Genomic DNA, 13,596 nt, shown 5'->3' with positions numbered 1-13,596 from the left:
GCAGATGTGCGTATTTATGTTCTTGGTAGATTTCTAGGCGATTTTTACCGCTTGTTAGAGTATGATTAGCACTTATTCACGCTTGGTATATCACGATGGATTATTTAGATTCTTTTATTAAACTGCACCAAATTGAAGGTGAAATTAAAGTGCTTTGCCGTTTTCACGGTGATTGGCATATTGATCACCCCGCAAGTGAAACACCGCTTGGCGTTTTTCATATTATTTCCAAAGGTCAGTGTTGCATTAAATTAGACGGGCAGTGCCGCCATTTAAAGGCAGGCGATGTGGTCTTTTTTCCTTACGGTACAGAACACGAATTAGCAAGCTGTCCAACACTGTTTGATATTTCCCCAGACAAGCTAATTCCTATCCAACGGCAAACGAACAACCATTTTACCGTGTGTCGTAACCATCAAACTGACAATGATGATTTTGAAATGTTCTGCGGTTTTTTTCATTATCGTTATCCCTCCGCATTATTTGAATTACCCAAGTGGCATTTAGCCGAAAATAATCACTCGGTGCTGGCATTGCTCGCCTTATTGCGTGATGAAAAAGCAGAAAATTTGGGTAATCAAACGGTGATCAATGCGTTGGCTAATGTGCTTTTTACCTATCTCATTCGGGATTATTTAGCACACCATCAAATTCAAAGCGGTATTTTAGCCGCCCTTCAAGATAAACGCCTAAATATCGCCATTCAAACAATGTTAGAACAGCCTGAAAACGATTGGTCAATGGATAAACTTGCCGAACTTTGTGCAATGTCTCGCTCTAATTTTATCCGCTTGTTCAAAGAAAAAAGCGGTATGTCCGCAGGCAAATTTTTAACCGAAATTCGCCTACAAAAAGCCGAATTATTATTACAAAATAGTGCACTTTCCATTCAAGAGATCGCTCAGCAAGTCGGTTACCAATCCGAAGCCCATTTCAGCAAATTATTCAAAGTCCATCAGGGCAAGTCGCCGACCGAACTGCGTAGTAGTAAGCCATAGAATAAAGTTTATGGTATAGATTAAGTTTTAAAAAAAATCAGAAAAAGTTTCAGGTATAGTTGAAACTTTTTCTTTTGTGGGTAAAGTGTCAGGTATAAAATAAGGAGTGTGCAATGAAGAAAGATTTAGTTTACCGACAACGATATACCTTGAAACAGTACGTCCATTCATTGGTAAACGCTTGATTAAAGTCTTTACCGGACAACGCCGAGTAAGGAAAAGCTACCTGCTTTTTCAGATTATGCAGGAAATTCAAGCGACAGATAGAAATGCACATATTATCTATATCAATAAAGAAGATTTAGCGTTTAGTTACATTGCCACCGCTGAAAATCTCAATGAATTTATCAAAGAACAGAAAAAGAGCAGTCAAAATAATTACGTTTTTATCGATGAAATTCAAGAAATCGCTGATTTTGAACAGGCTTTGCGTTCGCTTTTATTAGACGATGAATTAGATTTATACTGCACTGGCAACAGCGCCCATTTACTTTCTCGGGATATTTCAGGTGCGCTCAGTGGTCGGGCAATTGAAATCAATGTCCACCCCCTTTCCTATTTTGAATTTCTTGAATTTATGCAGTTAGAAGAGAGTGATAAGGCGATGTCGCTCTTTTTTAAATATGGTGGCTTGCCTTATTTGAAAGACTTACCATTGCAAGACAATATCGTGTTTGAATACTTGCGAAATATCTATTCCACTATCGCCATTCGAGATATTGTAAACCGCTATGCCTTGCGAAATGTACAATTTCTGGAACAGCTCACGCGATTTTTAGCGAGCAATATCGGCAATCTATTCTCAGCAAAAAAAATTTCGGATTTTCTGAAATCACAGAAAATCAATAGCTCAACCACACAAGTACAAAATTATGCCGAATACCTTGCCAATGCGTTTTTAATCCACAAAGTACCACGCTATGATATTGAAGAAAAACGGATTTTTGAAATTGGTGAAAAATACTATTTTGAAGATCTCGGTTTGCGAAATGCACTAATCGGCTATTGTGTGCAAGATCGGGGGAAATTGCTGGAAAAACACTATTTTCAATCATCTGAAAATAGCCGGTTACGATGTCAAAATCGGCGGTTTAAACAGCTAAGAAATTGATTTTGTCGCAGAAAAAAACGGCGAACGCATTTATGTGCAAGCCACACTGACTATCAACGAAGAAAAAACGCTCGAACGAGAGTTTGGCAATTTGCTCAAAATTCAGGACAACTACCCGAAATATGTAGTGAAAATGGATGAGTTTAAGGGAATTTTTGAAGGGGATTTTGGAGTAAATTTCATGGGATTATTTCGTCTAACTTGATTTGAAATATATTTTTAGACAACCATATTGATAAAATTAAGTACTACCTATAGGAGCAAAAAATGAAACTTACTAATGTTACTGTTCACAAATATAAATCATACGATCAACAGCAGTCTTTTCCTGTGGATGATGATATTACTATCATCGTAGGAAAGAATGAGTCTGGAAAAACAGCAATCCTAGAAGCGATAGCTAAAACGAACTACTTTTCTGATGATAGTGACTTTAAATTTGATCCAACTCATGATTACCCTAGAAAAGAGAAAAAGAAATACGATAAATCAGGGGAAATAGGTAAAGCTATTTCTTGCACATATCAACTTGATCAAGAAGAAATTAATGAAATTGAAAAATTTATTGGCTCGAACGTTGTGAGTAAATGGGAATTTACTGTTACAACTGACTATAACAACTCAATAACTATAACCTATCCAGAAACCAACACTTCTAACTTCTTAGAATGCATTGGTAAAAAACATAATTTAAGTGCTGAAAATTTAAAAAACCTAAAAGAGTTAATAGGTAAAAATGAAATTCTTAATTCTATCAATGAATATAAAGATGCAGATACTGCATCTGAAGAAGGCAAGTTATTAAGCACATTAAGTTATATAAAAAGTAACTATTTTGTGAATTTAAATTGGGATAATTGGTTAGCAGCATATATTTGGGACAAACATTTTTCTCCAGCTATGCCTAAATTTATGTATTTTGATGAATATTATGAATTACCATCAAAAATAGATTTAGCTAATATCAATAAATCTACTACTCAAGATGCTAAAACGGCAAAAGCCTTATTGGAATTAGCTGATGTTGATTTAGAAGATTTACAGAACCCTGATTCTTATGAGGACTTTAAAGCAGAACTTGAAGCAACATCAAGTGAGATTACTCAACATATTTTTAAATATTGGAAAAATAACACAGGACTAAGAGTTCAATTTGATATAGAAAGTAAAGAAAACCGAAGTTATTCAAATAATATTGAAAAACATTTAAATATTCGTGTTTGGAGTGATAAACACCATATTAGTTTGCCGCTTTCTAATCGAAGTAAGGGATTTAATTGGTTCTTCTCATTTATTGTTTGGTTTAGCCGAATTCAAGAAGATAAATCTAATCAATATATTTTATTGTTAGATGAACCGGGACTAAATCTTCATGCTGCTGCACAAGCAGATTTATTGAGATTCTTAGATGATCTATCCGCAGAGTATCAGATTATTTATACAACACATTCACCATTTATGGTTCCTCACAATAGTCTAGAAAGGGTTCGAACCGTGTATGAATCAAAAGATGGGACAACCATAAAAGATGCTATTGAAGAAAAAGATTCAGACACACTATTCCCATTGCAAGCGGCTCTTGGATACGATATTGCTCAAAATCTTTTTATTAATAAAAATAACTTGTTAGTTGAAGGAGTATCGGATTTAGTCTACTTAACTATGATGTCTTCTATTTTAGAAGAGTCAGGGTTACAAGGTATAAGAGATGATATAACGATTGTTCCTGTGGGTGGGTTAGATAAGGTGACATCCTTTATTTCATTATTGAAAGGACAAAATCTAAATATTGTTTGTGCATTAGATACATTTACAGATCAAAAAGGTAAGGCTAGGCTGAACAGTCTTATTGAACAAAAAATTATAAAAGAAAAAAATGTGCTTTTCTTCAATGAATTTTCTAGACATGTTGGTGATGTTGCTGATTTAGAAGATATGTTCGATGTTAAAGAATATCTGAATTTCTTTAATAATGCATTTGATGAATATACAGATATAGCTGAATCGGAAATCGATATTAACAAGCCAATTATCCAACAAATAAATAAGATTATTCAAAGAACTAGATATAACCATTACAGACCATCAATGTCTGCAAATAAGTTGGGGTTATCTAAAAATGATTTTAGTCAAGAAACTCTTGAACGTTTTGAAGGGATGTTTAAAAAAATAAATTCATTATTTTAGAAACAAAAACGCCGTTCGGTTTTCCCAAACGGCGTTTATTTTGCCAATTTCCTATCAAATCTGACCGCTTGTTAGCCCCCTAGTGCTTTCAAGCCCACGGTCATATGCGTGCCGTAGAACAGAGTTCTTGCGACTAATTCACCTACGATGATGAACACAGTACCAGCAATGCTTAACGCCAATGCTTGCTTTTTCACGCTAGTGAAAAGGGCAGCTAAGCCAACAGCGATGAAACCAAAGCGTAAGATGGTGTAGCCGAGATAATTTGGCACTAAATCCAAAGCGTGGAATATTGCATTTTTCGTTTGGGCTAAATGTTGATAGTGGAAAATGGTGACCACCACTGCGATAAGCGCAAAGAGTGCGGAAAGTTTGGCAAATAAGGCTTGCCCTGTTTCCACTTTTGCTAACTGTAATAGCACCACCGTTAGGGCTGAACCTGCTAATAATGCGGTTAAGCCGAAAGAGAGTGGCGTGAAAATGCTATTCCACGTTGGTACGGTTGGAATGAGATAAAGTTTTGCCATTGCTCCAACGAAAATTACCCCACTAATGGCGACAATTATTCTACCAAGAGTTGCCCAGCCTTTTGGCAATTTGTGGCTAATTGGGGCAATAATGCCAGCGAGTTTATCTACAAGCGGTAATTTTACCTGATCTTTTTGCAAAAATACCGCTGTTGCCAACGCCCAGTATGCACCGCCTAAGGCAAAGAAGGTTGAGCCAGTGAAAATTTCATTACTCAAATCTGACGCCCCGACACGGTTTAGTGCATTAAAAGCACGCTCAGGCGAGCCTAAGTGGGTCGTGGACGCAATAAAACCTAATGCCATTAAGCCCCATAAAATAGTCATCACATAGTGTAAGCGGTTTTCTGCTTGCTTGCCTTGCGATGTAGCAAGGATAAAGGTTAAGCCGATAAAAGCGCCCACGACCGCCTGTGCAAAGACGGTGAAGAAAACTAACGGTAATTCGTGTAATCCTGCCCCCATTTTAAACCTCCTTCGGATTGGCTAAGAAACCGCCTTCAAAATCGGTCGGTTTGGCGTTGGTATTTAAGCGTAACGCAATGTTTGGATTGGTGTAGCTTGATGGCGGAAGTGGCGCAACATCTTTGATTTCGCCATACTTTTCACGCAGTTCGTCCACGGGTAATAGATCTAAGGCACGCAGTGGGCAAGATTCTACACACATTGGTTTTTTGCCTTGTTCTACACGTTCAAAACAGCCATCGCATTTGGTCATTCGCCCTGTGCGTTGGTTAAATTGTGGTGCACCATATGGGCAAGCCATTGAGCAGTATTGGCAACCAATACACACGTCTTGATTGACCACCACAAAGCCATCTTCACGCTTGTGCATTGCACCACTTGGGCAAACATTGGCACAAGCAGGGTTGTCGCAATGGTTACAAGAAATCGAGAGATAGTAAGAGAAGACATCTTGTGTCCACGCTTCGCCCTCTTGTTTCCAACCGCCGCCGCAGTATTCATAAATACGGCGGAAACTGACATCAGGGGTAAGATCTTTGTAATCTTTACAGGCTAGCTCGCAGGTTTTACACCCTGTACAACGTTGCGAGTCAATATAAAAGCCATACTGTTTTTTACTCATTTTCTACCCCTTATTTCACTAATTCAATTTGCACTAAGTTGGTGTGCTGTGGATTACCTTTTGATAAAGGCGATGGTCGCTGTGTGGTGAGCACGTTAAAGCTACCGTTTTGGTCAATACGGTTGCCATCTGGGGTGTACCACGCCCCTTCGCCCATTGCGGTCACGCCCGGCATAATACGAGGCGTCACATTTGCCATCACACGAGTTTCGCCACGATCATTGAAAATCCGCACCATATCGCCGTTTTTAATCCCACGTTTTTCTGCATCAAGAGGATTGATCCACACCGATTGTAAAGAGGCTTGCTGTAATACGTCCACGTTGCCATAAGTAGAATGCACACGAGATTTATAGTGGAAGCCTACTAATTGTAGTGGGAATTGCTCACGTTTCGGATCGTCCCAGCCTTCAAATTGGCGTGCATAAATAGGTAATGGGCTGATGATGTCATCTTCGGCAAGCTCCCACGTAGCAGCAATTTTTGCTAAGCGTTCAGAGTAGATCTCAATTTTGCCCGATGGCGTGTTCAATGGATTTGCCACAGGATCTTGACGGAAGGCTTTATAAGCCACCATATGCCCAGCAGGATCTTTCTGTTTGATAATGCCACGCTCACGAAACTCTTCAAAACTAATCTCTTGGAAGAACGGATTTTTCTCTTGGGTTTGGGCATAGAGATGGCGTAGCCACTCTTCTTGGGTTCTGCCTTCGGTGAAGGCTTCTTTCACGCCCATTTTCTCCGCAATGCCCGCGTAGATTTCATAAATTGGCTTACACTCAAATTGCGGTTCAATCGCTTTATCCGCAAAAATTACATAGCCCATATTGCCCGCTGAGCCGTCCATACAGAAGTCTGCTTGTTCAGACGTGGTGCAATCAGGCAGTAGAATATCCGCATATTTAGCCGTTGAAGTCATATGGTTATCAATCACCACCAGCATTTCTAATTTGCTTTCATCTTGCAAAATTTCGTGGGTGCGATTGATGTCGGAATGCTGATTGATAATGCAGTTGCCCGCATAGTTCATAATAAATTTGATATTTTGATTGAGCTTTTCCGCCCCTTTCAAGCCATCTTTCAACGCCGTCATTTCTGAGCCACGAGTTACCGCATCCGTCCACATAAAGATTGGGATTTTTGCCTCAATTGGGTTTTTACCAGCGGGCAAACGCACAAATGGAATGGTGTAGAAACCTTCACGAGAACCGCTGTTACCGCCACTAATTCCCACATTACCCGTTAAACAAGCCAACATCGCAATGGCACGAGCCGCCTGTTCACCATTCGCGTGGCGTTGTGGCCCCCAACCTTGACAGATGTAAGCCGGTTTGGTGGTTGCAATTTCACGTGCTAATTCAATAATTCGTGCTTGTGGAATGCCTGTAATTTTCTCTGCCCATTCTGGGGTTTTGGCGGTTTTGTCGTCGCCTTCGCCTAGAATATAGGCTTTATAATGTCCGTTTTTCGGGGCAGATTCAGGCAAGGTTTTTTCATCGTAGCCGATACAGTAAGTATCAAGGAAAGCTTGATCCACCAAGTTTTCGGTAATCATCACATACGCCATACCTTCTACCAACGCCGCATCTGTACCTGGGCGAATTGGCACCCATTCGCCACGCCCTGCAATGGTGTCGTTATAGCGAGGGTCAATCATAATGGTTTTGGCTTGTGAGCGTTCTTGGGCTTGTTGATAGAGATAGGTCACGCCACCACCACTCATACGAGTTTCCGCAGGATTGTTACCGAAATAGACCACTAATTTAGAATTTTCAATATCGGTTGGGCTGTTGGCGGCATTGCTCCCATACATATAGGGAATCGCTTCAAAAATTTGTGCATAGCTATATGTCCCGTGCGAGCCTAAACAACCGCCAATGCTGTTCATAAAACGGTTGGAAATACTGCGTGGTGGCGGATAACTTGCCGCAACTGTTGCCCCAATTGTGCCAGTAGTAAATGGCAGATAGAGCGATTCATTGCCATATTGGGCGATAATACGTTTTAAGTTGGACGCAATCTCTTCAAAGGCTTCGTCCCACGAAATTCGCTTAAATTTGCCTTCGCCACGTTTGCCGACACGTTTCATCGGGTATTTCAACCGATCAGGATTATACACACGACGACGCATTGAACGTCCCCTTGCACAAGCACGCACTTGGTGGAAATCGCCATAGACATCCGTGCCTAAATTATCGGTTTCCACATATTTAATCACCCCATCTTGCACGTGCATACGTAAAGGACAACGGCTGTGGCAGTTTACCGTACAAGCACTCCACACCAGTTTTTCTTCGCCTTTGTTTGTTGGGGTTGATTGCGTTTCTGCTTTCGCAATTGGAATCTGCACGCTACTAGCCGTCAGTGCTACACTGCCGACCGCTGCTGTGCCTTTTAGAAATTGTCGTCTTTCCGTTGAAATCGGATTTTCAGGTTTATTCTGCATAGTTCCCCACAAATTAAACATAAAAAAGCGGGCTAACTATAAAAGGGGAGAATGTGGGAATTATTGACCCTAGTCAATTTCTGACAAGAGTTGGACTAAATCGCAAGAGGTTTGGACTATTGTGAAAAGCATAGAAGATACAGAGCTTCACAAAAGTCAGTTTAATTTACTTAAATTAAACTGACTTTTCTCTGTATTTGTAAAAATTATGGCTGGTACAAAATTTGCTGGCTTTGTTAGTAGGATTTATTTAAGCCAGCTGTAAACTCACATAATTCTGCGGACAAGCCACTTTACATTCCCCACAGCCGTTGCATTTTTCATTGTCTAATTGCATTTTTTTTGTGCTGGAATTAAATGAAATTGCTCGTTGTGGGCAAGCGGTTTCGCAGAATTGACAAGGTTGATTGTGCTGGCGAAGGCAGGCGAAATCAAAGTCGGGGCGAAGCCCGGTATCGGGCTTGGTGTTTAATGCTAAGGCGCCTGTTTGGCAAACATTGGCACATTCTCCACACAGATCACAAGCTGAAAAATCGATTTCAATGCTGGCTTGATTGTCTTTTAATAGGATTAAGCCATATGGGCAGGCTTTGACACAGTCGCCACAGCCGTTGCACTGTTTGAGAAATAACGGTTCGGCAACGGCAAAAGGCGGGCGTGGAGCGGATCTTTTTAGCAGATCCGCTTGGTTTTGCAGATGGGCTTTTTGTCCACCGCCAAGCAACGCACGGAATAAGCCACGCCGTGAAATGTGGTTGTGGGTGAGATAGGCGTTGTAATAGCGTTCGTCTTTCATTTTAACGATAAAGTTTGACGGCAAGCGGTTCAATTTCTAGCTTTTTTTGCCAATCTTTCAATAAGGCTTCGCCAAGCATTCCCAATCCACGATAAAACGGTACGTTTTCCGCATTAAACAGTTCAAAAAAGCGATATGCCCACGTGAGAAAATGGTCACGCAAAAACGGTTTGAGCAATTCAGGTTGCTGTTCGGCAAGATAAGCGGTGAACATAAACATCAAACCGATATGATCTTCAGGTTCATTTTGGCTAAGCGAAAAATGGATTTGATGTGCTTGCAGAAAGGCACGCAATGCGAGCAAGCTATCGCCAAAAATTACACTTTCTTTATCTAAATAGACCGATCCCCAAAGTGGTGCGGGCAAATGGTTCGGGCCGATGAATAATTTTTGATAATCTTCATCAAGTTGTTCAAGGCTTTGCATTTGCAAATTTTGTTGAATTTCTGCCCGCTTGTTTTCGGGGAGAAAGTCGCAATCTGCTTGCCACGAGCTATTTTGAAATAGCATAACAAGCGGTTGATTCTGAGGCACATTTGGTTCATAGAAAAAGAGTGAACCTAAAATACGGGCAAAATGGGTAAATTGGGAGATAGATTGTTGCATAATTCATTTATTGAGAAAATTTGGCAACATACTACCTGAAAAGTGCTTAGGGGTTAAGTATTCTCTTTTGTCGGCTCTACTGAATTCGTGTATTATCATGCTTTATTTTTCACGCCTATCTGCTATGCAAAATACTATTCTCACGGTTTCACAACTCAACTATACCGCTCGTCATTTATTAGAATCGGAGCTTGGGCAAATTTGGTTAATGGGCGAGGTTTCCAATTTAAGTAAGCCTGTTTCTGGGCATTGGTATTTAACTTTGAAAGATGAACAAGCTCAGGTTCGCTGTGCAATGTTTCGTATGAAAAATATGCGAGTAAATTTCCCTGTACAAAATGGTATGCAGGTGCTTGTGCGTGCAAGTGTAAGCTTGTATGAGCCAAGAGGGGATTATCAAGTGATTATTGATAGTATGCAACCCGCGGGAGATGGGCTACTCCAACAGCAATTTGAACAACTTAAAATGAAATTGGCAGGGGAGGGGCTATTTGCTCAGGAACACAAAAAACCTTTGCCTGATTTTGTGAAACGAGTAGGGGTTATAACCTCCTCAAGTGGGGCAGCCCTGCAGGATATTTTAAATGTATTAAATCGGCGTGATCCAAGTTTGCAGGTAGTCATTTATCCCACATTAGTGCAAGGTAAAGAAGCTGCTCAAGAAATAGCCGAGATGATTCAGCTTGCTAATCTACGTCAAGAGTGTGATGTGTTAATTGTTGGGCGAGGTGGCGGTTCATTAGAAGATTTGTGGTGTTTTAATGAAGAGGTTGTTGCTTATGCGGTTTATCACTCATCTCTTCCTATTATTAGTGCAGTAGGGCACGAAACCGATGTGACAATTTGCGATTTTGTTGCCGATTTAAGAGCGCCTACACCTTCTGCCGCTGCGGAGCTCGTTAGTCGTGATCAAATGGAGCTTGCTCGTCGTTTACAGCAGCAACTAGATAAAGCCAGCTTTGCTTTTGATTGTCTCTGGGGAGAAAAAATAGCCCAATTTGAGCGCTTGCAGCTTCGCTTAAACGCTCAGCATCCAACACGTCAAATTAGTGCTTATCAGCAGTATTTATTGCAAATGCGGCAACAAGCTGTCCGAACAATTTATCAGCAAAGCACTCAAGGAAAACGGCAGTTAGAAAACCTCACTCAACGATTGGTGAATCAGCATCCTCAGCGTCGTTTAGCGAGCCAACAAATGCGTTTAGTGCAATTAAATCAGCAATTAGAAAAGCGATTGCTGCAAGTGTGGCAAGCTAAGCAACAATGTTGGCAAAACCTGCAACAGCGTTTGGAAAATAATCCATTGCCTTATCAATTAGCAGGCTATCACCATCAAACAAACCAGCTGCAACAACGTTTAGATTTTGCAATGCAAAGACATTTCAGCCAACGAGCGCAAGCTTTTCAAGCTCTATGTGTGAAATTGGAAGGATTGAGCCCATTAAAAATCTTAGCGAGAGGCTATTCGGTAACGCAAGATCAACATGGTAAGGCATTACTTTCGACACAAGCGGTTAAAATTGGTGAGAAAATTACCAGCAAGCTTGCTGAGGGGCAGATTATCAGTGAAGTGATTGCGATAAAATGAAAAATCAGCCCTCGGGCTGATTTCTTATTTAGATATATTGTACGTCAATGACATCCAGTTCAACATTACCACCAGGGGTTTTAATATTGACCGTATCGTCAATTTCTTTTCCAACTAAACCACGCGCAATAGGAGAATTGACTGAAATCAGCCCTTCTTTGATATTTGCTTCATCGTCGCCAACAATACGATAGGTAACTTCTTCGTCTGTGTCATTGTTTATCAATGTTACGGTTGCACCAAAAATGATTTTGCCGGTATTTGCCATAGTGGTGACATCAATAATTTGTGCGTTGCCAAGTTTACCTTCAATTTCTTGAATTCGTCCTTCACAGAAACCTTGTTGCTCACGAGCTGCATGGTATTCGGCATTTTCTTTTAGATCGCCGTGTTCACGAGCTTCTGCAATTGATTTAATAATCTCTGGGCGACGTACATTTTTTAAAAATTCAAGTTCTTCACGTAATTGCTGCGCACCGCGCACAGTCATTGGGATTTGTTTCATATCTGTCCTTAATAGCAAAAATTATCGCCAAAATAACATAAGGTATTTTGGCGACAGCGTTTAAATAGAACTTATTATTCATTTTTTTGCTGAAATTTCAATGAAATTTTTATTCACAAGCGCTTAAGTTTTCCATTTTTTCTGCAAAATCTAATGCCAAATTGGCTCGGACCTGCTCGAAGGTAACTCTTTTTAGTAATTTGCCATTCTCAAAGATGGTTTCAAGTAAATCATCACTAAAATCGCTATTTGCATTTAATCCATCAATATAACTATCACGCGATAGCACTTTTACACGACCTTTTTGCGATTTTTTTAACCCATTATCTGTTTTTGGATCTTTAAAGATCGCTTTTTCTTGTCCATTGATAGTAATTGCGGTTGCCTTCGTCGCGAAGCCTAATGTATCACGCGTATTGTTTTGATAAGTTAGTGAGCCTACGCCAAAAACTAAATTTTCTGAGGCAAAGCCTTTGGCTTTTAAACCTTCAAGAATACGCACCATCTTGGCAAAATTTACCCCATCGCCATAGATAGCGCCGATATGTGAATCAAGTACTTTATATCCTTTATGATTAACATGCCCATCAAAAATATCCCATAAGCACTCAATGAGTCCTTTACGTTCGTGTTCTGTGGCCGCATTAGGATCACCACAGATAATTTTGAAAGAGTCTCCACTATCTGGGCGAATAATAATTTTAGCCTGTGCTGGGCGGGCTAGAATTTCAGCTTTTAAAATAGGCAGATTCACCGTAATGTTGTGCCAGAAATCAGTGGTATCAGCAACAATCGACAACATAGAATCTGGATGCTGCGCCATTAAGTAGCGAAATGTCGGCAGTTCATCAAGACCGTGTGCACTCATGACAGAATGCTCCGTAGCTGGAATAGAAGTGCCGATGAGTTGATTACAACCATAATAATGCTCAATATAGGAAATTGCTGGAATTGTGTCTGTTCCGACAAAGGCTGTAAGATGCCCCGCTCCAGACGTTTCAGCACTTTCTAAACTACTCATGCCACGCATTGAGAAATCATGTGATTGATATGCTACATGGTTTGTCTCATCACATGTCTGGCGTGCAAATTCAGTTAATGTTAAGCGATAACGCCGAGCAATAGAAGCTGAAACCATAGGTTGCCATAAAGAAACATTAATTAATGTTTCTAAATAATTCGTGAGCCAGAAAAAATCTGGATGAGTATTTTCAATCGTCATTACAGGCACTTTGAGTCCGACACTTAAACCTTCGGCAATCGCTTTAATTTTTAATGGCAAATAACCTAAACGGTGGAGTGCAGCAATATGTGCACCATCATCAATGAATCCTAGTGTACGCTTAATAAATGCGCTATATTCCTGAACAACATCAGCCTCTTGGCGTGAGAAAAAGTTCTCATTAAAGTAGTGGATAAGATACTTTTCGATGAAAGCTTGGAAACCAAAGGGTACTACACGATCTAAATGTGGCGCGAGTTTATTACTGCGAGGTGTTAGCGTACTATAGATAAATTGAGAGCCGACAGGATACTGCAAGCGGTGTGAAATTTTATAAAAGTCGCAAAGCAAGATCGGAATTGCAGTAGTTTTTGCCGTTTTATTACAAAAATGTAGCATATAGATTCTCTTTATTGCATATGTATATTGGCAAGTATAGCAAATGAAAAGAAAATAATACAGGAACAGCGAAATATAATTAATGATTTTCTAAATAAATTTAGGGATGCATTAGAAGAGATA

10 protein-coding genes and 1 pseudogene are annotated in these 13,596 nt (G+C 40.1%); 4 read left to right on the top strand and 7 right to left on the bottom strand.

The genetic code is table 11. From position 1 onward, the window contains the following. Positions 1-95 precede the first annotated feature (95 nt). The 3 genes and pseudogenes from F542_RS05555 to F542_RS05545 all read left to right on the top strand — a co-directional run bounded on the left by F542_RS05555 (position 96) and on the right by F542_RS05545 (position 4,296). On the top strand, positions 96-998 hold the full coding sequence (locus tag F542_RS05555) for a helix-turn-helix domain-containing protein (RefSeq protein WP_015432488.1): 903 nt from the start codon (positions 96-98) through the stop codon (positions 996-998). A 113-nt stretch (positions 999-1,111) separates the two neighbouring features. Continuing rightward, positions 1,112-2,314: pseudogene (locus F542_RS05550) on the top strand (ATP-binding protein). Between the two features lie 62 nt (positions 2,315-2,376). Next, on the top strand, positions 2,377-4,296 hold the full coding sequence (locus F542_RS05545) for an ATP-dependent nuclease (RefSeq protein ID WP_025267067.1): 1,920 nt from the start codon (positions 2,377-2,379) through the stop codon (positions 4,294-4,296). A gap of 71 nt (positions 4,297-4,367) precedes the next feature. Here F542_RS05545 and F542_RS05540 read toward each other — a convergent pair whose 3' ends face one another. From F542_RS05540 to dmsD, 5 genes are all read right to left on the bottom strand, one after another. Then, a complete protein-coding gene (locus tag F542_RS05540) occupies positions 4,368-5,288 on the bottom strand; it encodes a DmsC/YnfH family molybdoenzyme membrane anchor subunit (RefSeq protein WP_025267066.1) in 921 nt (306 codons plus the stop codon). Position 5,289: 1 nt separating this feature from the next. Continuing rightward, positions 5,290-5,910, bottom strand: coding sequence for a DMSO/selenate family reductase complex B subunit (locus F542_RS05535; RefSeq protein WP_015432493.1), 621 nt, complete (start codon positions 5,908-5,910; stop codon positions 5,290-5,292). Positions 5,911-5,920: 10 nt separating this feature from the next. Then, a complete protein-coding gene (locus F542_RS05530) occupies positions 5,921-8,356 on the bottom strand; it encodes a DmsA/YnfE/YnfF family dimethyl sulfoxide reductase (RefSeq protein ID WP_025267065.1) in 2,436 nt (811 codons plus the stop codon). Between the two features lie 250 nt (positions 8,357-8,606). After that, on the bottom strand, positions 8,607-9,152 hold the full coding sequence (gene napF, locus F542_RS05525; RefSeq protein WP_015432495.1) for a ferredoxin-type protein NapF: 546 nt from the start codon (positions 9,150-9,152) through the stop codon (positions 8,607-8,609). Between the two features lies 1 nt (position 9,153). Next, on the bottom strand, positions 9,154-9,759 hold the full coding sequence (gene dmsD, locus F542_RS05520) for a Tat proofreading chaperone DmsD (RefSeq protein WP_015432496.1): 606 nt from the start codon (positions 9,757-9,759) through the stop codon (positions 9,154-9,156). A 124-nt stretch (positions 9,760-9,883) separates the two neighbouring features. Between dmsD and xseA the strand changes: the two genes are divergently transcribed. Further along, the gene (gene xseA, locus F542_RS05515; RefSeq protein WP_025267064.1) at positions 9,884-11,347 is read left to right on the top strand and encodes an exodeoxyribonuclease VII large subunit; all 1,464 of its coding nucleotides are present in this window, start codon (positions 9,884-9,886) and stop codon (positions 11,345-11,347) included. A 28-nt stretch (positions 11,348-11,375) separates the two neighbouring features. On the opposite strand, the gene greA is transcribed toward xseA, so the two are convergent. Continuing rightward, complete coding sequence (gene greA / locus F542_RS05510; RefSeq protein WP_015432498.1) at positions 11,376-11,852, bottom strand: transcription elongation factor GreA; 477 nt, start codon at positions 11,850-11,852, stop codon at positions 11,376-11,378. 109 nt (positions 11,853-11,961) lie between these two features. After that, positions 11,962-13,473, bottom strand: coding sequence for a nicotinate phosphoribosyltransferase (locus F542_RS05505; RefSeq protein WP_025267063.1), 1,512 nt, complete (start codon positions 13,471-13,473; stop codon positions 11,962-11,964). Positions 13,474-13,596 lie beyond the last annotated feature (123 nt).

The organism is Bibersteinia trehalosi USDA-ARS-USMARC-188 (assembly GCF_000521725.1).
GTDB lineage: Bacteria > Pseudomonadota > Gammaproteobacteria > Enterobacterales > Pasteurellaceae > Bibersteinia > Bibersteinia trehalosi.
The sequence above is the reverse complement of the archived record's forward strand: the minus strand, read 5'-3'. Positions and strand labels throughout refer to the sequence as shown.